The organism is Enterobacter adelaidei (genome assembly GCF_041937165.1).
Taxonomy (GTDB): domain Bacteria; phylum Pseudomonadota; class Gammaproteobacteria; order Enterobacterales; family Enterobacteriaceae; genus Enterobacter; species Enterobacter adelaidei.
This window is the reverse complement of the sequence record NZ_CP154353.1, coordinates 1,381,430-1,400,629: the sequence shown is the minus strand read 5'-3', so window position 1 is coordinate 1,400,629 and position 19,200 is coordinate 1,381,430. Positions and strand designations below refer to the sequence as shown.

Annotated in this window: 13 protein-coding genes and 1 pseudogene; 8 read left to right on the top strand and 6 right to left on the bottom strand. The window is 57.9% G+C overall.

What is annotated here, in order from left to right; translation table 11 throughout:
• Position 1: 1 nt before the first annotated feature.
• The 4 genes and pseudogenes from gsiC to iaaA all read right to left on the bottom strand — a co-directional run bounded on the left by gsiC (position 2) and on the right by iaaA (position 5,311).
• Positions 2 to 922, bottom strand: coding sequence for a glutathione ABC transporter permease GsiC (gene gsiC, locus AAHF05_RS06760; protein WP_332613557.1), 921 nt, complete (start codon positions 920 to 922; stop codon positions 2 to 4).
• 5 nt (positions 923 to 927) lie between these two features.
• Positions 928 to 2,466: a glutathione ABC transporter substrate-binding protein GsiB gene (gene gsiB / locus AAHF05_RS06755; RefSeq protein WP_129323502.1), complete on the bottom strand. Its 1,539-nt coding sequence runs from the start codon at positions 2,464 to 2,466 to the stop codon at positions 928 to 930.
• Between the two features lie 23 nt (positions 2,467 to 2,489).
• Positions 2,490 to 4,361 carry a glutathione ABC transporter ATP-binding protein GsiA gene (gene gsiA, locus AAHF05_RS06750; protein WP_129323503.1) on the bottom strand — a complete coding sequence of 624 codons (1,872 nt, stop codon included), beginning with the start codon at positions 4,359 to 4,361 and terminating at the stop codon, positions 2,490 to 2,492.
• A pseudogene (gene iaaA, locus AAHF05_RS06745) lies at positions 4,348 to 5,311 on the bottom strand (beta-aspartyl-peptidase). Before iaaA ends, gsiA begins: the two are co-directional and overlap by 14 nt.
• A 188-nt stretch (positions 5,312 to 5,499) precedes the next feature.
• Here iaaA and moeA point away from each other — a divergent pair.
• Together moeA and moeB are read left to right on the top strand one after the other, a co-directional pair.
• Positions 5,500 to 6,732, top strand: a complete 1,233-nt coding sequence (gene moeA, locus AAHF05_RS06740) for a molybdopterin molybdotransferase MoeA (protein WP_129323505.1) — start codon at positions 5,500 to 5,502, stop codon at positions 6,730 to 6,732.
• Between the two features lies 1 nt (position 6,733).
• Positions 6,734 to 7,486, top strand: coding sequence for a molybdopterin-synthase adenylyltransferase MoeB (moeB, locus tag AAHF05_RS06735; RefSeq protein ID WP_129323506.1), 753 nt, complete (start codon positions 6,734 to 6,736; stop codon positions 7,484 to 7,486).
• An 89-nt stretch (positions 7,487 to 7,575) separates the two neighbouring features.
• On the opposite strand, the gene fsa is transcribed toward moeB, so the two are convergent.
• Positions 7,576 to 8,238, bottom strand: coding sequence for a fructose-6-phosphate aldolase (gene fsa, locus AAHF05_RS06730; protein WP_129323507.1), 663 nt, complete (start codon positions 8,236 to 8,238; stop codon positions 7,576 to 7,578).
• Positions 8,239 to 8,366: 128 nt separating this feature from the next.
• On the opposite strand from fsa, the gene AAHF05_RS06725 reads away from it, so the two are divergent.
• From AAHF05_RS06725 to AAHF05_RS06710, 4 genes are all read left to right on the top strand, one after another.
• The gene (locus AAHF05_RS06725) at positions 8,367 to 9,266 is read left to right on the top strand and encodes a glycyl-radical enzyme activating protein (RefSeq protein ID WP_129323508.1); all 900 of its coding nucleotides are present in this window, start codon (positions 8,367 to 8,369) and stop codon (positions 9,264 to 9,266) included.
• A 4-nt stretch (positions 9,267 to 9,270) separates the two neighbouring features.
• A complete protein-coding gene (locus AAHF05_RS06720) occupies positions 9,271 to 11,703 on the top strand; it encodes a formate C-acetyltransferase/glycerol dehydratase family glycyl radical enzyme (protein WP_129323509.1) in 2,433 nt (810 codons plus the stop codon).
• 194 nt (positions 11,704 to 11,897) lie between these two features.
• Positions 11,898 to 12,713 (top strand): Cof-type HAD-IIB family hydrolase, encoded by an 816-nt coding sequence (locus AAHF05_RS06715; RefSeq protein WP_129323510.1) that lies wholly within the window; start codon positions 11,898 to 11,900, stop codon positions 12,711 to 12,713.
• 149 nt (positions 12,714 to 12,862) lie between these two features.
• On the top strand, positions 12,863 to 14,119 hold the full coding sequence (locus AAHF05_RS06710) for a DUF1479 domain-containing protein (protein ID WP_129323511.1): 1,257 nt from the start codon (positions 12,863 to 12,865) through the stop codon (positions 14,117 to 14,119).
• On the opposite strand, the gene AAHF05_RS06705 is transcribed toward AAHF05_RS06710, so the two are convergent.
• Entirely contained in the window at positions 14,116 to 15,189 is a 1,074-nt protein-coding gene (locus AAHF05_RS06705) for a LacI family DNA-binding transcriptional regulator (protein ID WP_032667016.1), read from the bottom strand. The genes AAHF05_RS06710 and AAHF05_RS06705 overlap by 4 nt on opposite strands.
• A gap of 288 nt (positions 15,190 to 15,477) precedes the next feature.
• Between AAHF05_RS06705 and AAHF05_RS06700 the strand changes: the two genes are divergently transcribed.
• Together AAHF05_RS06700 and AAHF05_RS06695 are read left to right on the top strand one after the other, a co-directional pair.
• Positions 15,478 to 16,779, top strand: a complete 1,302-nt coding sequence (locus AAHF05_RS06700; protein ID WP_332613558.1) for an MFS transporter — start codon at positions 15,478 to 15,480, stop codon at positions 16,777 to 16,779.
• 17 nt (positions 16,780 to 16,796) lie between these two features.
• Entirely contained in the window at positions 16,797 to 19,160 is a 2,364-nt protein-coding gene (locus tag AAHF05_RS06695; protein WP_129323512.1) for a glycoside hydrolase family 31 protein, read from the top strand.
• Positions 19,161 to 19,200 lie beyond the last annotated feature (40 nt).

Below are 19,200 nucleotides of genomic sequence, written 5' to 3'. Positions count from 1 at the left end.
CTTACTTATACCTGATGGCCGGGTTAATGGCGGCGTAGAGCACGTCCACCACTAAGTTGATAAGAATAAACTCCAGCGAGAAAAGCAGGACTTCCGCCTGAATCACCGGGTAGTCGCGCATCTCGACGGAATCGACCAGCAGACGCCCCAGCCCCGGCCAGTTGAAGACCTTTTCCACCACAATAGAGCCGCCCAACAGGAAGCCAAACTGTAGCCCCATCATCGTTACCACCGGGATCATCGCATTGCGGAACCCGTGCTTGAGAACGACCCACTTCTCGCTAACCCCCTTCGCCCGCGCGGTGCGGATATAATCTTCGCTAAGTACGTCAACGAACGAAGCGCGGGTAAAGCGGGCCATCACCGCCGCAACGGCAGCCCCCAGCGTCATGGAAGGCAGGATGTAATGCTTCCAGGTATCGGCGCCGACCGTCGGCAGCCAGCCCAGTTCGACGGAGAAGATCTGCATCAGCAGCATCCCCAGCGCGAACGCCGGGAAAGAGATACCGGTCACCGCCAGCGCCATACCGAGCTTATCCGGCCAGCGGTTGCGCCAGACGGCCGCGACAATTCCGGCCGCCAGCCCAAACAGCACCGCCCAGCTCATACTGTCTATCGTTAACCAGAACGTCGGCATAAAGCGGCTGGCAATCTCTTCTGATACGGGACGACGCGACACCATCGAGGTACCAAAATCCCCCTGCAAAACGTTGCAGATATAATGGAGAAACTGCATATACAAAGGTTGATCGAGCCCAAGTTGTTTTCGCACCAGCTCAATGACGGCGGCATCCGCTTCAGGCCCCGCAACCAGGCGCGCCGGATCGCCCGGCAGCATATGGACAAACAAAAACACCAGCACCGCCACAATCAGCAGCGTCGGGATAAGCCCCAGCAGGCGTTTACAAACATAATTCAGCATGAGTGTTATTTTATATCCGCATCGTCAAAGCTAAAGCCGGTGTCCGGCATGATGTAGAAACCGGTCAACGCTTTGTTATGGGCTGACACCAGTTTCTCGACCACCAGCGGCACCCACGGTGACTCTTTCCAGATGATATCCTGCGCATCTTTGTAGAGGCGGGCCTTCTCTTCCGGTTTGGTGGTTTTCAGCGCATCGGCCAGATCTTTGTCCACCTGCGGGTTACTGTAGAACGCGGTATTGAACAGGGTTGGCGGCCAGTTCTGCGAAGCAAACAACGGTGATAATGCCCAGTCGGCTTCACCGGTCGAGGCCGTCCAGCCGGTGTAGAACATCCGCACACCGCTCTCTTTTTGCCCTTTACCTTCCACTTCAGCCGCACGCTGTCCGGCATCCATCGCGGTGACCTGCACCTTAATCCCGACCTGTGCCAGCTGCTGCTGGGTGAACTGCAGCACCTTCTGTGCGGTACTGTGATTGTGCGACGACCACAGCGTGGTGCTAAACCCGTTCGGGAAACCAGCCTCTTTCAGCAGCTCGCGCGCTTTGGCCGGATCGTACGGCCACGGCTGATAGCTTTGCGCATACGCGATAGCCGGCGGCAGCACGCCGGTTGCCGGGATGGCATAGCCGGCAAAAGCGACTTTCACCAGCGCCTGACGGTTAATGGCATAGTTGATTGCCTCACGTACCTTCGGGTTATCGAACGGCTTTTGCGTCACGTTCATGCTGATGTAGCGCTGCATGATCGACGGGCTGGCCACCAGCTCCAGCTTGCTGTTTTTCTGCAAAATGGCGGCCTGCTCATATGGGATCGGGAAAGCAAACTGCGCCTCGCCGGTTTGCAGCATCGCCGCGCGGGTGTTGTTGTCCACCACCGGGCGCCAGGTAATGGTGTCCAGCTTCGGCAATCCCTGCTGCCAGTATCCGGCGAATTTCTTCACCTTCACAAAATCGGTCTGGTTCCAGGTCAGCAGTTCGTAAGGGCCGGTGCCAACAGGGTGGAAGCCGATCTCCTTGCCGTATTTCTTCAGCGCGGCAGGGGAAATCATTGCCGTCGCCGGATGCGCCAGAATATTGATAAACGCGGAGAACGGCTCTTTCAGGGTGATTTTTACCGTCGTCGGGTTGACCACCTCGGTGCTGGCGATATTTTTATACAGGTTATAGCGCTTGAGGCTATTTTCCGGATTACTGGCGCGGTCGAGGTTAACCTTTACCGCCTCCGCATTGAAATCTGTACCATCCTGGAATTTCACGCCGGTTCTGAGCGTGATGGTATACACCAGCCCGTCGTCGGACACGGTGTACCCATCAGCCAGCACGTTTTTGAGCTTCATCTCTTTATCCAGGCCGAAGAGTCCCTGATAGAACGATTTCGCCACCGCCTGAGAGAGCGTGTCGTTGGCGTCATACGGATCCAGCGTGGTGAAATTGGAGCCGACGGCCACCACCACATCTTTGGCAGCGAACGCGGGGCCAGCGGCCAGGGCTGCCGTCACGCTCACAGCTAACACCCATCTACGCGCGACAAATTTAACCATTGTGTTCTCCTGCCTGTTGTAAGTTATAGCCGCGAAAAGGCGTTGTCCTGACGCGGGGGGGCCACAAAATGGCCCGGACCGACTTCACGCAGCATGACTCGCTCTACGACCTCGCCGCGTTTACGAATATTGCCCGGCATTTCATCCTGCAGCAGCACGCGCTGGCCGTGACGATGCGCCGGATCGGCAACCGGTACAGCAGCGATGAGCTTGCGCGTGTACGGATGCTGTGGGTTCTCAAACACCGCCCTTCGCGGACCAATCTCCACGATTTGCCCCATCAACATCACCGCCACGCGATGGCTGATACGTTCTACCACCGCCATATCGTGTGAGATAAACAGGAAGGCGATGCCCATATCCCGCTGTAAATCGAGCAATAAATTGATGATTTGCGCGCGGATAGAGACATCCAGCGCCGAGACGGACTCATCGGCAATCACCACTTTCGGGTTTAACGCCAGCGCACGGGCAATGCAAATACGTTGCCGCTGACCGCCGGAAAACTCGTGCGGATAACGCCAGGCATGTTCCGGCTTCAGGCCGACGCGTTCCAGCAGCCAGGCCACGCGACGCTGTGCCGCGCCGCCATCGAGCAGGTTATGTACCCGCAGCGGCTCCATAATCGAGTATCCCACCGTATGGCGTGGATCGAGGGAGGCGTACGGATCCTGGAATATAAACTGGATATCCCGCCTTATCGCCTGCAGCTTACTGTCTGGCAAGGTATCAATACGTTCGCCGTTAAAGGTAATGCTACCTTCCTGAGATTCCACCAGCCGGAGCAACGCGCGCCCGGTAGTGGATTTCCCACAGCCGGACTCTCCCACCAGTGCCAGCGTTTCGCCTGGCCATAAATCAAAACTGACGTTTTCCACTGCATGCACTTCGCGCTTCACGCGATTAAGAATGCCGCTGCGCAGTGGAAAACGGGTGACCAGATCGCGCACCTCCAGAATAGGCTTGCCTGGCACCACCGTGTCCTGCTCGCGTTCCTCCACTTCCGGCCCTGTTGCTTCAGGGGAAATCAACGGGAAGCGGCGCGGTAAATCACTGCCGTTCATGGCCCCGAGACGCGGAACCGCCGCCAGCAGCGCTTTGGTATAAGGGTGAACGGGTGCGTGGAAGATTTGCTCAACCGTACCGGTTTCCACCGCATTGCCCTTGTGCATCACCAGAACGCGATCGGCAATATCGGCGACCACGCCCATATCGTGGGTGATGAAAATCACCCCCATTTCCATCTCCTGTTGCAGCACCTTGATGAGCTGCAGGATCTGCGCCTGGATCGTCACGTCCAGCGCCGTGGTCGGTTCATCGGCGATCAGCACTGCCGGGCGGCAGGAGAGCGCCATCGCAATCATCACCCGCTGGCGCATGCCGCCAGAAAGTTGATGCGGATAACGAGCCAGAATGGCCTGCGCCTCCGGAATGCGCACCAGCTCCAGCATCCGTCGGGCTTCTTTGAGCGCTTCATCACCGCTCAACCCCTGATGTAACCGGATAGATTCCGCAATCTGCTCCCCGACCGGGAAGACCGGGTTTAGGGAGGTCATCGGCTCCTGGAAGATCATCGCAATATCCGCCCCGCGCACGCCCTGCATCTGGGCGGCGCTAAGCGTGTTTAAATCAATCACCTGGCGGTTGCGACGGCGCAGGAGTATTTTCTCGCTGCTGATTTGCCCACCTGTCTGTTCCAGCAGGCGCATCAATGCCAGAGCGGTGACCGATTTTCCGGAACCGGATTCACCGACAATGGCCAGCGTTTCGCCGCGCCTGAGCGAGAACGATAAATTCTGTACTGCGGGGATGAACTGCCGCTCTTCCTGAAACGCAATATTCAGTTGATGGGCAGCCAGCACTTCGCGGTTGTCCAACTCTTCACTGTGCGGCACGTGTTGCCCCCTTATTCACGATAGATCCCGGTACTGGGTTCATCACCGGCATATCCCCATGCGCGGTACATGCCTTCGCTGTTGAACGGCAATGCCACATTGCCCTCACGATCCACCGCAATGAGCCCGCCGACGCCGCCGAGCGCAGGCAGTTTTTCCATGACTACCCGCTCGCAGGCCTCAGCCAGACTTAAACCACCGTAATCCATCAGCGCGGTGATGTCATAGGCTGCGAGGGCGCGAATAAACACTTCCCCGGTTCCGGTACACGATACGGCCGCCGTCGCGTTATTGGCATAGCAGCCGGCACCGGGCAATGGACTGTCGCCGACACGTCCCGGCAGTTTGTTGGTCATTCCACCCGTGGAGGTGGCTGCCGCGAGGTTCCCGGCTTTATCGAGTGCCACCGCGCCAACCGTGCCCATTTTGGTGGTTTCATCGAGCGGTGCAGTGTGGTCAAGCTGCGTCATGCCCGCAGAACGAGCTTCCAGAAGCTGCTGGTAACGCTCCGGCGTTGAAAACAGGTCAGGAGAAACAGATTCCATCCCATGTTCAATGGCAAATTTTTCCGCGCCTGCGCCCATCAGCAGCACATGCGGACTCTCTTCCATGACCAGACGCGCAGCCAGCACCGGGTTCCGTAGATGGCTGACACCTGCCACGGCCCCTGCTTTCAGGGTAATACCGTCCATCACGCAGGCATCCAGTTCGTGCGTTTCATCCCGGGTAAAGACCGAACCGATCCCCGCGTTAAATAACGGGCACTCTTCCAGCAAACGAACCGCCTCGGTGACCACATCCAGCGCGCTTTCGCCCGCTGCCAGCATTTTCTGGCCTGTTTCCACAATGGCGTACAGCGCGTCGATATAGCGCTTTTCCTGTTCGGGACTAAGCTGTGCACGGGTTATTGCCCCGGCGCCGCCATGAATTGCGATTACCGCATTACCCATTCGCATCACCTGTTAGCCTGACTCGCGGCTTTTTCTATAAATATCATTATCGTCGATGAAACTTCAGATGATTTTTGAATATAGAAAGACGCAACTGTGATGTAAAGCGTACACCCATCGGGTCATACAGTTAGCCGCACTTTTCTGCCATAATGAGCGCTTTCGTTGTTACTGTGCAGGAGCCCACCATGGATTTTACCGCCGGACTGATGCCGCTTGAGACGGCACTCACGCAGATGCTTAACCGAATTTCCCCGCTGCATGACGTTGAGACGCTGCCCCTCGTGCGCTGTTTTGGCCGTATTGCCGCACGCGATATCGTCTCTCCGCTTAACGTGCCGGGATTCGATAACTCCGCAATGGACGGTTACGCGGTACGCCTGGTGGATCTCCAGACGGGTAACGCCCTGCCGGTGGCAGGTAAAGCCTTTGCGGGTCAGCCGTTTAGCGGTGAATGGCCTGCGGGCACCTGCGTGCGCATCATGACCGGAGCACCCGTTCCGACAGGCTGCGACGCGGTCGTGATGCAGGAAGAGACGGAACAGACGGACGACGGCGTGCGCTTTACCGCTGGCGTTAAAGCGGGTCAAAATATCCGCCGCACGGGCGAAGACATCACCCTCGGTGCGACCGTTTTTGCCGCCGGGCAAAAGCTGACGGTGGCGGAGCTGCCGGTGCTGGCCTCGCTCGGCATCGCGGAAATCGACGTCGTTCGCAAGGTGCGCGTCGCTGTATTCTCCACTGGCGACGAGCTGCAGCTTCCGGGCCAGCCGCTGCAGGACGGCCAGATTTATGACACCAACCGTCTGGCGGTACACCTGATGCTGGAGCAGCTGGGCTGTGAAGTGATCAACCTCGGGATTATTCCAGACGATCCGGAACAACTTCGCGCGGCGTTTATCGAGGCGGATAAATCTGCCGACGTGGTCATCAGTTCCGGCGGCGTCTCCGTGGGCGAAGCGGATTACACCAAAACCATTCTTGAAGAACTGGGCGAAATCGCCTTCTGGAAGCTGGCTATTAAGCCAGGCAAACCGTTCGCGTTTGGCAAACTCACGCACAGCTGGTTCTGCGGCCTGCCGGGTAACCCGGTCTCTGCCGCGTTGACCTTCTACCAGCTGGTGATCCCGCTGCTGGCAAAACTTTCGGGCAACCACGCCAGCCCGCTGCCGATGCGCCAGCGCGTACGTGCCGCCACGCGCCTGAAAAAATCACCGGGTCGTCTCGATTTCCAGCGCGGTATTCTGGCGCGCAACGCGGACGGCGAACTGGAAGTGAGCACCACCGGACACCAGGGCTCGCACATCTTCAGTTCCTTCAGCCAGGGTAACTGCTTTATCGTGCTGGAGCGCGAACGTGGCAACGTGGAAGCCGGTGAATGGGTTGAGGTTGAGCGCTTTAACCACCTGTTCGGAGGCTAAGATGACGGTGGAACTGACTGACCAGGAGATGATGCGCTACAACCGCCAGATTGTGCTGCGTGGTTTTGATTTCGAGGGCCAGGAAGCGCTCAAGGCGGCCAGCGTGCTGGTCGTCGGTCTTGGAGGTCTGGGCTGCGCTGCCGCACAATACCTTGCCGCAGCGGGCGTGGGCAGGATGACGCTGCTGGATTTTGATACCGTGTCAGTGTCTAACCTGCAGCGCCAGACGCTGCACAGCGATGCGACAATTGGCCAGCCGAAAGTGGACTCTGCCCGCACGGCGCTGGCGCGCATCAACCCCAACGTTCAGTTCACCCTGATTAACGCGATACTGGATGACGACGCGTTGCGCGCCCAGATTGCGCAGCACGATTTGGTACTCGACTGCACCGATAACGTGGCTATCCGTAATCAGCTAAATGCAGGCTGTTTTGTCCATAAAACCCCGCTGGTTTCCGGCGCGGCGATCCGCATGGAGGGGCAAATCAGCGTCTTCACTTACGCTGAGGGAGAACCCTGCTACCGTTGCCTGAGCCGTCTGTTTGGCGAGAACGCGCTGACCTGCGTTGAAGCGGGCGTGATGGCGCCATTAGTCGGCGTGATCGGCTCATTGCAGGCGATGGAAGCGATCAAAGTGCTGACGCACTACGGCACGCCTGCAGCAGGGAAAATCGTGATGTATGACGCGATGACCTGTCAGTTTCGCGAGATGAAGCTGATGCGCAATCCGGGGTGTGAGGTTTGCGGAGGTTAAAGCAAACGGCAACCTTCAGGTTGCCGTTTTAGTGTTTGCTCCCTCTCCCTGTGGGAGAGGGTTGGGGTGAGGGCATCAGGCCGCCCCTGTCAGATAGACGTCCGACCAAACGCCCCCTGCCAGTCCTGCTCAAACTTCACAATCGCCGCATCCACGGCCGGAGAGTTAATGAACTGCTGCGCCACGTCCAGCGGAAGCGTAATGGACTCGCAGCCCGCCAGCAGGCAATCCAGCGCCTGACGCGGGGTTTTAAAACTCGCGGCCAGCACTTTTGACTGCGGGGCATGCAGCGTCAGCAGCTGCTGTAATTCCACTACGGTCTGGATCCCGTCCCCGCCCTGCGCGTCCACGCGATTAACGTAAGGGGCAACATACTCTGCGCCCGCCAGCGCCGACAGCATCCCCTGTGCAGCGCCGTAGACCGCCGTACCCAGCGTCGGGATCCCTTCCGCTTTCAGCATTTTGATTGCCGCCAGCCCTTCCGCCGTTACTGGCACTTTCACGACCAGATCGTGAATAATCGCACGTAGCTTACGTGCATCCTCAACCATCCCGTCTGCGGTCGTTGCCATGACTTGTGCAAACAGACGCCCCTTCCCACCCAGTGCGTCGTGCAGTTCCGGGAGCAAAACATCCAGCGGCGTTTTACCCGCAGCAACAATACTTGGATTAGTGGTCACGCCCGCCAGCGGGAAGATACGCACCAGCTTTTTGACTGCCGCAACGTCAGATGTGTCGAGATAAAGTTCCATGATGTCACCCTCAAAATTAGCCTGCACTTACCCTATCACAGCAAAACCTGCTCAGTAGTTGACCTGCATCAAGATAACTTTCATTCGAAAGTAATTTAATCTTCGTATGCAAGATGAGAGGCAAAAACATGATCTTCAATATTCAGCGTTACTCCACCCACGATGGCCCCGGTATTCGTACCGTGGTGTTCCTGAAAGGCTGCTCGCTGGGCTGTCGCTGGTGCCAGAACCCGGAAAGCCGCTCCCGCAGCCGGGACGTGCTGTTTGATGCGCGCCTTTGCCTGGACGGCTGCGACCTGTGTCAGCAGGCGGCACCGGACTGTATCGAGCGTGCGCTGAATGGCCTGGTCATCCACCGTGAGAAGCTTGATGAAGCCACGATCAACGCCCTTACCAACTGCTGCCCGACGCAGGCACTTACCGTCTGCGGTGAAGAGAAGCAGGTGGAAGAAATTATGGCAACCGTGCTGCGCGACAAACCCTTTTATGATCGCAGCGGCGGCGGGATCACGCTTTCCGGCGGCGAGCCGTTTATGAACCCTGAGCTGGCTCAGGCTCTGTTTAAAGCTAGCCACGAACAGGGGATCCACACCACCGTTGAAACCTGCCTTCACGTGCCGTGGCACTATATCGAGCCCTCATTACCGTATGTTGATCTGTTTCTGGCCGACCTGAAGCATGTGGATGGCGAGGTGTTCAAACAGTGGACGGACGGCTCGGCCAAACGGATCCTGAACAACCTGAAACGCCTGGCCGCTGCCGGGAAAAAAATCACCATTCGCGTGCCGCTGATTCAGGGCTTCAACGCCGATGAAGCATCTATTACCGCCATTACCAACTTTGCCGCCGACGAACTCGGCGTCGACGATATTCATTTTCTGCCATACCACACGCTGGGCATGAACAAATACACCCTGCTCGGCCAACCCTACTCTGCCCCTGACAAACCGCTTGATAACCCTGCGCTACTGGGCTTCGCTCAGCAGTACGCCTGCCAGAAAGGGTTAACCGCGACCTTACGAGGATAAACCTATGACGACCCTGAATCTCAACACCCTTAGCGAGCGCATTAAAGCGCACAAAAATGCCCTCGTACATATCGTTAAGCCGCCGGTCTGTACCGAGCGCGCCCAGCATTACACCGAAATGTACCAGCAGCATATGGACAAACCGATCCCGGTGCGCCGTGCTCTTGCGCTGGCACATCACCTGGCGGAACGTACTATCTGGATCAAACACGATGAGCTGATCATCGGTAACCAGGCAAGCGAAGTGCGCGCCGCGCCGATTTTCCCGGAATACACCGTCTCGTGGATTGAGAAAGAGATCGACGATCTGGCAGACCGCCCGGGCGCGGGCTTTGCGGTAAGCGTAGAGAACAAACGCGTGCTGCATGAAATCTGCCCATGGTGGCGCGGGCAGACAGTACAGGATCGCTGCTACGGCATGTTCACCGACGAGCAGAAAGGTTTGCTGGAAACCGGCATTATCAAGGCAGAAGGCAACATGACGTCAGGTGATGCACACCTGGCCGTTAACTTCCCGCTGGTGCTGGAGAAAGGTCTCGACGGCCTGCGCGCCAAAGTGGCCGAACGCCGCTCGCGCATCAACCTGACGGTGCTGGAAGACCTGCACGGCGATCAGTTCCTGAAGGCGATTGATATCGTGCTGGAAGCGGTAAGCCTGCACATCAAACGCTTCGCCGATCTGGCGCGCGAGATGGCCTCTACCGAGACCCGCGAAAGCCGCCGCGACGAGCTGCTGGCGATGGCAGAAAATTGTGACGTGATTGCTCACGAGCCGCCAAAAACCTTCTGGCAGGCGCTGCAGCTGTGCTACTTCATTCAGCTGATCCTGCAGATCGAGTCCAACGGCCACTCCGTCTCCTTCGCGCGTATGGATCAGTATCTCTATCCGTACTACCGTCGCGACGTGGAGCTGAACCAGAGTCTTGACCGCGAGCACGCGATCGAACTGCTCCACAGTTGCTGGCTGAAATTGCTCGAAGTGAACAAAATCCGCTCCGGCTCGCACTCTAAAGCCTCTGCCGGTAGCCCGCTTTACCAGAACGTCACTATCGGCGGCCAGAAGCTGGTGAACGGCGAGCCAATGGATGCCGTGAACCCGCTCTCCTATGCCATTCTGGAATCCTGCGGTCGTCTGCGCTCTACCCAGCCGAACCTAAGCGTGCGTTACCACGCGGGCATGAGCAACGACTTCCTCGACGCCTGCGTGCAGGTGATCCGCTGCGGCTTCGGCATGCCGGCGTTTAATAACGATGAAATCGTGATCCCGGAATTCATCAAGCTCGGCGTTGAACGAGACGACGCCTACGACTACGCGGCCATCGGCTGCATCGAAACCGCGGTGGGCGGCAAGTGGGGCTACCGCTGCACCGGCATGAGCTTTATCAACTTTGCACGCGTAATGCTCGCCGCGCTGGAAGGCGGCCGCGACGCCACCAGCGGCAAGGTATTCCTGCCGCAGGAGAAAGCGCTCTCTGCCGGTAACTTCGACAACTTCGAGGAGGTGATGACGGCGTGGGATAGCCAGATCCGCTACTACACCCGCAAATCCATCGAGATTGAGTACGTGGTGGATACCATGCTGGAAGAGAACGTCCACGATATTCTCTGCTCGGCGCTGGTGGACGATTGTATCGAGCGTGCGAAAAGCATCAAGCAGGGCGGCGCGAAGTATGACTGGGTCTCCGGCCTGCAGGTGGGCATCGCCAACCTCGGCAATAGCCTTGCGGCGGTGAAAAAGCTGGTGTTCGAGCAGGGCACTATCGGTCAACAGCAGCTGGCGGCCGCGCTGGCGGATGACTTCGAGGGGCTGACTCACGAGCAGTTGCGCCAGCGTCTGATCAACGGCGCGCCGAAGTACGGTAACGACGATGACAGCGTGGATATGCTGCTTACCCGCGCCTACGAGACCTATATCGAAGAGCTGAAGCAGTACCATAACCCGCGCTACGGTCGCGGTCCGATTGGCGGTAACTACTACGCGGGCACCTCTTCTATTTCCGCGAACGTGCCGTTTGGCGCGGCAACGATGGCCACCCCGGACGGACGTAGGGCGCACACCCCGCTGGCAGAAGGGGCAAGCCCGGCCTCCGGTACGGACCACCTTGGCCCGACGGCGGTGATCGGCTCCGTGGGTAAACTGCCGACGGAAGCGATTCTCGGTGGTGTGCTGTTAAACCAGAAGCTGAACCCGTCGACGCTGGAAAACGACAGCGATCGCCAGAAGCTAATGGTGCTACTGCGCACCTTCTTTGAGGTGCATAAAGGCTGGCATATTCAGTACAACATCGTCTCGCGCGAAACGCTGCTGGAAGCGAAGAAACATCCTGACCAGTATCGTGACCTGGTGGTGCGCGTGGCGGGCTACTCGGCGTTCTTCACCGCCCTGTCGCCGGATGCGCAGGACGATATTATTGCGCGTACTGAACATACGCTGTAACGGTGCATCCTCTAAGGGGAAATGTGCAGGCTGATGCCCTCACCCCGCCCCTCTCCCACGGGGAGGGGGAGAAAACACTAAAAACGGCAACCCTGGTTGCCGTTTTGCTTTTACTTTCGAATGAAATTAAATTTGTGCTCTCCGTCACCTTGTTATTAGAATGTTTCAAACGCAGTGATCCAGGAGCGCAATGTATGACCGTAAAAGTTATCGTCACCGATATGGACGGAACTTTCCTTAATGATGCCAAGCAGTACGATCGTGACCGCTTCCAGGCGCAGTTTGAACAGCTTAAAGCCCGTGATATTGAATTCGTTGTCGCCAGCGGCAACCAGTATTACCAGCTCATCTCCTTCTTTCCGGAGTTGAAAGATCAGATATCCTTCGTGGCCGAAAACGGTGCACTGGTGTTCGACCACGGCGAGCAGATTTTCCACGGCGAGCTGACGCGTCATGAATCGCAAATCGTGATTGGCGAACTGCTGAAAGACAAAGGGCTGAACTTTGTGGCCTGCGGGCTGGAGAGTGCTTACGTTAGCGACAAAGCTCCGGACGCGTTCGTGGCGCTAATGTCAAAGCACTATCACCGTTTAAAACGCATCAGTGACTACCACGAAATCGACGACGTGCTGTTTAAGTTCTCCCTGAACCTGCCGGACAGCGATATCCCGAATCTTATCGACAAACTGCATGTGTCGCTGGATGGCATTATGAAGCCCGTCACCAGCGGCTTTGGTTTTGTCGATTTGATTATCCCCGGCCTGCACAAGGCCAACGGCATCAGCCGTCTGCTGAAGCGCTGGAATGTTTCCCCGCAGGCGTGCGTGGGTATTGGTGACAGCGGCAATGACGCAGAGATGCTGAAGCTGGTGAAATACTCGTTTGCGATGGGCAACGCGGCAGAAAGCATCAAAGAGATCGCCCGCTACAGCACCGACGACAACAATCATCAGGGCGCGCTGAACGTCATTCAGGCCGTGCTCGACGCCCATTCCCCGTTCGACGCGTAATCCTTTCCTCGCCGGAGCCTCGCTCCGGCTCTTCCCTTCTTTTCCATCCTGTGGCGCACGTCAAGTTTTTAAACTTGCATTAACTTATTTTTAACTTAAAGTATCACTTGTAGATACTTTTACTTTCGAATGAAAGATGCGAGGCGGTTATGACGTTTACCAGTGAAATTTTGCCAGCAGATCACAAAGCAGCAATTCGCCAGATGAAGCGTGAATTACGCGCCCAGATTGGCGACGTTCAGGCAGTATTCAACAAGCTCAGCGATAAAATCGCCACCCGCGTGGCGGAAATCAACGCGCTAAAGAACAAAGGCGAAACCGTCTGGCCGGTAATCCCATTTGCCGATGTAAAAAACGGCACGATTGGTGCGGAACAGCGTGAAGCCGTTAAACGTCGTGGCTGTGCGGTCATCAAGAATCACTTCCCGCGCGAGCAGGCGCTGGCGTGGGATCAGTCGATGCTCGACTACCTCGATTTGAACAAGTTTGACGAGGTATATAAAGGACCAGGCGATAACTTCTTCGGCACCTTGACGGCCTCTCGCCCGGAAATTTACCCGATCTACTGGTCGCAGGCACAAATGCAGGCGCGCCAGAGCGAAGAGATGGCGCAGGTGCAGTCGTTCCTGAACCGTTTATGGACATTTGAGAGCAACGGCAAACAGTGGTTCGACCCGGACGTGAGTGTGATTTACCCGGACCGCATCCGCCGCCGCCCGCCGGGAACCACCTCGAAAGGACTGGGCGCGCATACTGACTCCGGCGCGCTGGAGCGCTGGCTGTTACCGGCCTATCAGCAGGTGTTTGCCCGAGTCTTCGACGGCAACGTCGATAAATACGATCCGTGGAACGCCGCGCACCGTACCGAAGTGGAAGAGTACACAGTCGATAACACCACCAAATGTTCGGTGTTCCGTACCTTCCAGGGCTGGACGGCGCTGTCGGACATGATTCAGGGTCAGGGGTTACTGCACGTGGTGCCGATCCCGGAAGCGATGGCTTATATTCTGCTGCGTCCGCTGCTGGATGACGTGCCGGAAGATGAGCTGTGCGGCGTGGCTCCGGGGCGCGTGCTGCCGGTTTCAGAGAAGTGGCACCCGCTGCTGATCGAGGCGCTGACCAGCATCCCGGCACTCGAAGCGGGCGATTCCGTATGGTGGCACTGTGATGTTATTCACTCCGTCGCACCGGTGGAAAACCAGCAGGGCTGGGGCAACGTGATGTACATTCCTGCCGCACCGATGTGCGAGAAAAACCTCGCCTATGCGAAGAAGGTCAAGGAAGCGCTGGAAACCGGCGCGTCACCGGGCGATTTCCCGCGTGAAGATTATGAAAAAAGCTGGCAGGACCGCTTTACCGTGAACGATCTCAACATCCACGGCAAGCGTGCGCTGGGCATGGTTTAACTGTCGTATAGCCCTTCCCGCTCAACGGCGGTGCGTCGTTTCCCCTGACGTATCCGCCGTACCGATTCCCGCACGGTCAGCGTGCCGTTGAGCAGCAATGTTCCTACAGGCGCGTCCGGTCGCATCAGCCGCTGCTGAAGCATATGTACCGCTTCCGTTCCCAGTTCATCACGCGGAACATGCACGGCCGTCAGAGGCACATCCTGAATCGCCGCCAGATTAAACCCGTCGATACTCATCACCGACACGTCCTGCGGCACGCGAAGACCGTGGTTTTGCAGCGCGCTGATGGTGCCCGCCGCCATAAAGTCGCCCCCCACCAAAAACGCGGTAGGTAAATCCTTCCCCTGCATGTCGTCGAGCCAGCTGCTGACCAGCTGTTCCGTTTCGCGTGCACTGAAGCTGGGTACCACCAGCAGATCATGTTTATCGCTGAACTTCAGATTATGGGACAGCCACGCATCGCGGATCCCCGACAGACGCTGCTCCATGGTGTAGCGTCGCAGACACAGCACGTTCATCACCTCACGGTGTCCCATCTCGAACAGATATTCCGCCGCCCGCTCGCCAATGGCGCGATGATCCGGCGCGACGGCAGGCAGGCGCATATGGCGGTCACGACAGTTAATCAGCATACAGGGTTTACCTACATCCACCGCCAGATCGTGGATATGCGGATCGTCAATGCCGAGCAGAATGGCTGCCTGGGTATCCGGTTCGTTCATGCGTGCCAGAAAAAGTTGCGCGTCGCTGTCGTTCTCTTCCAGCGCACAGTAGCGTAACCGCACTTCATGGGATGCCAGCCCTTTACCTACACTCTGGATCACACGGTAGTAAAAGATGTCGGACCGCTCGTCAAAAGCCCTCTGGGGGGCAAAAACCACCAGGCTATTAAGCAGCAGACGCCCTGCCGCCATGCCGTCCATTACCCCCAGCTCGCGCGCGCACGCCAGCACCTTTGTACGCGCTTTTTCGCTGGTATTCGCTTTTCCCGCCAGCACACGCGATACGGTGCTGATTGAGAGCTGCGTTCGGGCGGCGATTTCGGTGATTTTTAGCCTTTTGTCCATTTTGTGATCTGGCTCCATTTGCGAAATGAAAAAATTTTCATAGCGTATCTATCAGGCAGTAACTGACATAAAAGCCATCATGCCAGAGGGTTCAGGTCAGTTATGAGAAATTTTGCACAAAATCCACTATTGCCCACTCATTTTCTCCCTTAAGGTGAACTTGTCACACAACTTCCATACTAGTTGTATACCAATTAAGGCAGTATAACCGGATAGAAATCAAAGCCATAAAAAACTGTGTGACACCTGAACCTCCGTCCCCTTACCGTCCGTCTTGTGGAGAGTAAAATGAGTCAGGACATCAATAACACTGTTGCGGCAAGCAAAACCCGTCGCGTCATCAAGAACCTGCGCTGGTACGTGCTGGTGCTGTTCTTACTTGGCGTCACCGTTAACTACATCACCCGAAACTCATTAGGGATCCTCGCCCCGGAACTGAAAGAGAGCCTCGGGATCACCACCGAGCAATACTCCTGGATCGTGGGAGCATTCCAGATCGCCTACACCATTTTCCAGCCTCTGTGCGGCTGGTTGATTGACGTCATCGGCCTGAAGATTGGCTTTATGGTCTGCGCCGGGATCTGGGCGCTGATGTGTATTTTCCATGCAGGTGCCGGAAGCTGGCTGCACCTGGCTATTCTGCGCTTCTTTATGGGTGCCTCTGAAGCCGCCGCTACCCCGGCGAACGCCAAAACCATCGGTGAATGGTTCCCGAAATCAGAGCGACCTGTTGCCGCCGGTTGGGCGGGCGTGGGCTTCTCCATCGGTGCGATGCTGGCCCCGCCTATTATCTACTTTGCGCACGCGTCGTTTGGCTGGCAAGGCGCGTTTATGTTTACCGGCGTGCTGGCGCTGCTGTGGGTGATCCTGTGGTGGGCGTTCTACCATAACCCGGAGCAGCACCCGAACCTGAGCAAGGACGAGCTGGCGTTTATCAAGCAGGATAACGAACCGCCTGCGGTGAAACTGCCCTTCCTGACCGCGCTGAAAACCGTCTCGAAGAACAAACGTTTCTACGGCATCGCCATTCCGGCCTTTATGGCGGAACCCGCCTGGGCGGTACTGAGCTTCTGGGTGCCGCTGTACCTCGCCAAAGAGCACGGCATGGATCTGAAGCAGATTGCGATGTTTGCCTGGCTGCCGTTCCTCGCCGCGGATCTCGGTAGCGTGGCGAGCGGCTACCTGACGCGTCTGTACACCCGTCTGTTCGGCTGCTCCCGCGTTAACTCGGTGGTGGCAAGCTCCGTGACGGGCGCGTTCCTGATGATCTCTTTGGGCATCGTCGCCATTACCCGCGACCCGTATATCACCATCGTGCTGATCTCCATCGGCGGCTTCGGGCACCAGATTATCTCCTGCATGCTGAGCGCCCTGGTCGTGGAGTCCTTCGACAAAGGTCAGATGGCGACCGTCAACGGCATGCGCGGCTCGGCGGCGTGGATCGCCAGCTTCCTGTTCTCCCTGTTAATCGGTGTGACCGCCGACAAAATCGGCTTTAACCCGCTCTTTATCGCCATGGGCTTCTTTGACCTGATTGGCGCTCTCTTCCTGGTAGCATTTATTGCTGAACGTCGCGCCAAGCGCGCCTGATAGTGGATGTATTGCATATGAAAACCCTGAAAAACTGGACCCTTGATACGCAGTCGGCAAACCATCTTGAACTGCTGGTCGATAACCAGCACCGCCTATGCCTGTATGTGCTGGAAGAGAGCTTGTTCCGCGTGCTGATCAAACGCAAAGGCGAACTGGCGCTGGACCGTACCTGGAGCATTGCCCCGGAGCATGACGTGCCGTGGGAAGGTCGCCGTCGCGATGATTTAAGCGGTTTCACTTGTCCTGTCTGGACGCTGACGCAGCAGGATGAGACGTTAACCGTGGCAACCGAACGGCTGCGCGTGACCGTACACCAGCCGCTGTGGCTCGAATGGCACTACCGCAATGACGCGGGCGAGTGGCAGCCGCTGGTCAACGACCGCCCCACCAGCGCCTACCTGCTGAACGCCCACGGCGACGGCGTGGCGCACTACCTGAGCCGCCGCAAGGACGAGCGTTTCTACGGCCTGGGTGAGAAAGCGGGCGATCTGCAGCGCAACGGTAAACGCTACGAGATGCGCAACCTCGACGCCATGGGGTACAACGCCGCCAGCACCGACCCGCTCTACAAGCACATTCCGTTCACCCTTACCCGCCGCGACGACGTGAGCTACGGCCTGTTCTACGACAACCTGAGCAGCTGCTGGCTGGATCTGGGTAACGAAATCGACAACTACCACACTGCCTATCGCCGCTGGCAGGCGGAAGCGGGCGATATCGACTACTACATCTTTACCGGCAGCCGCGTGCTGGACGTCACCAAAGCCTTCGTGCGCCTCACAGGTAAGACGCTGTTCGGACCGAAATGGAGCCTGGGCTACAGCGGCTCGACCATGCACTACACCGACGCGCCGGACGCGCAGAATCAGCTGATGAACTTCATCCGCCTTTGCGAAGAGCACGCCATTCCGTGCGATTCGTTCCAGCTTTCGTCTGGCTATACCTCCATCAACGGCAAGCGCTACGTCTTCAACTGGAACTATGACAAGGTGCCGCAGCCGAAGGTGATGAGCCAGGCGTTCCACGACGCGGGATTGAAGTTGGCCGCAAACATCAAGCCATGCCTGCTGCAGGATCATCCGCGCTACAGCGAAGTGGCGGAGAGCGGCCTGTTCATTCGCGATTCAGAAACCGATGCACCCGAACGCTCCAGCTTCTGGGATGACGAAGGTTCGCACCTCGACTTTACCAACCCGCAGACGGTGCAGTGGTGGCAGAACGGCGTCACCACGCAGCTGCTGGAGATGGGCATCGACTCCACCTGGAACGACAACAACGAGTATGAAGTGTGGGACGGGGAAGCCCGCTGCTTTGGCTTCGGCAAGGAGATCGCCATCAAGCATATTCGCCCGGTCATGCCGCTGCTGATGATGCGCGCCTCGCTGGAAGCGCAGCAGCGCTTTGCGCCGGAAAAACGCCCGTATCTGATCTCCCGCTCCGGCTGCGCCGGGATGCAGCGCTACGTTCAGACCTGGAGCGGTGACAACCGCACCAACTGGGACACCCTGCGCTATAACATCCGCATGGGGCTGGGCATGAGCCTGTCCGGGCTGTTCAACGTCGGTCACGACGTGGGCGGTTTCTCCGGCGACAAGCCGGACGCCGAGCTGTTCGTGCGCTGGGTGCAGAACGGCGTGATGCATCCGCGCTTTACCATTCACTCGTGGAACGATGACCACACCGTGAACGAGCCGTGGATGTACCCGGGCGTCACGCCGGCCATTCGCGGCGCGGTTGAGCTGCGCTACCGTCTGCTGCCGTACCTCTATACCCTGCTCTGGCAGGCGCATGCCGACGACGAGCCGATGCTGCGCCCGACGTTCCTCGACCACGAGCACGATGTGCAGACGTTTGAAGAGTGCGATGACTTCCTGCTGGGCCGCGATCTGCTGGTCGCCAGCGTCGTCGAAGCCGGGCAGCGCGAGCGCCGCGTCTGGCTGCCGGATAACGCCACCGGCTGGTATGATTTTTACACCCACGCGTGGTATGCGGGCGGCCAGTCGATCGTCCTCGACGCGCCGCTGGAAAAACTGCCGCTGCTGGTGCGCGCCGGTGCCGGTCTGCCGCTCAGCGAACGCATTAACCACGTGTCCGCTGAAAAAGACAACACCCGCGAGCTGAAGCTGTTCCCGGTGAAGGGCGTCGGGACAACCAACGGCATGCTGTTTGAAGACGACGGCGAAAGCTGGGGCTACCAGAACGGCAATGCGCTGTGGGTGGAGTGGAAAATGGTGTGCGATGGCGCAACCATCAACCTGAAGGTCAACGCGCGCGGGGATTATCGTCCGGCGTGGAAAGCGCTGAAGGTGTCGCTGCCTGTAGGGGAAAAACGTACGCTGCTGGTGAACGGGGTTGAAGGGGGTGAGTGGGTGCTTTGAGCATTGCCGGGTGGCGGCTTCGCCTTACCCGGCCTACAAA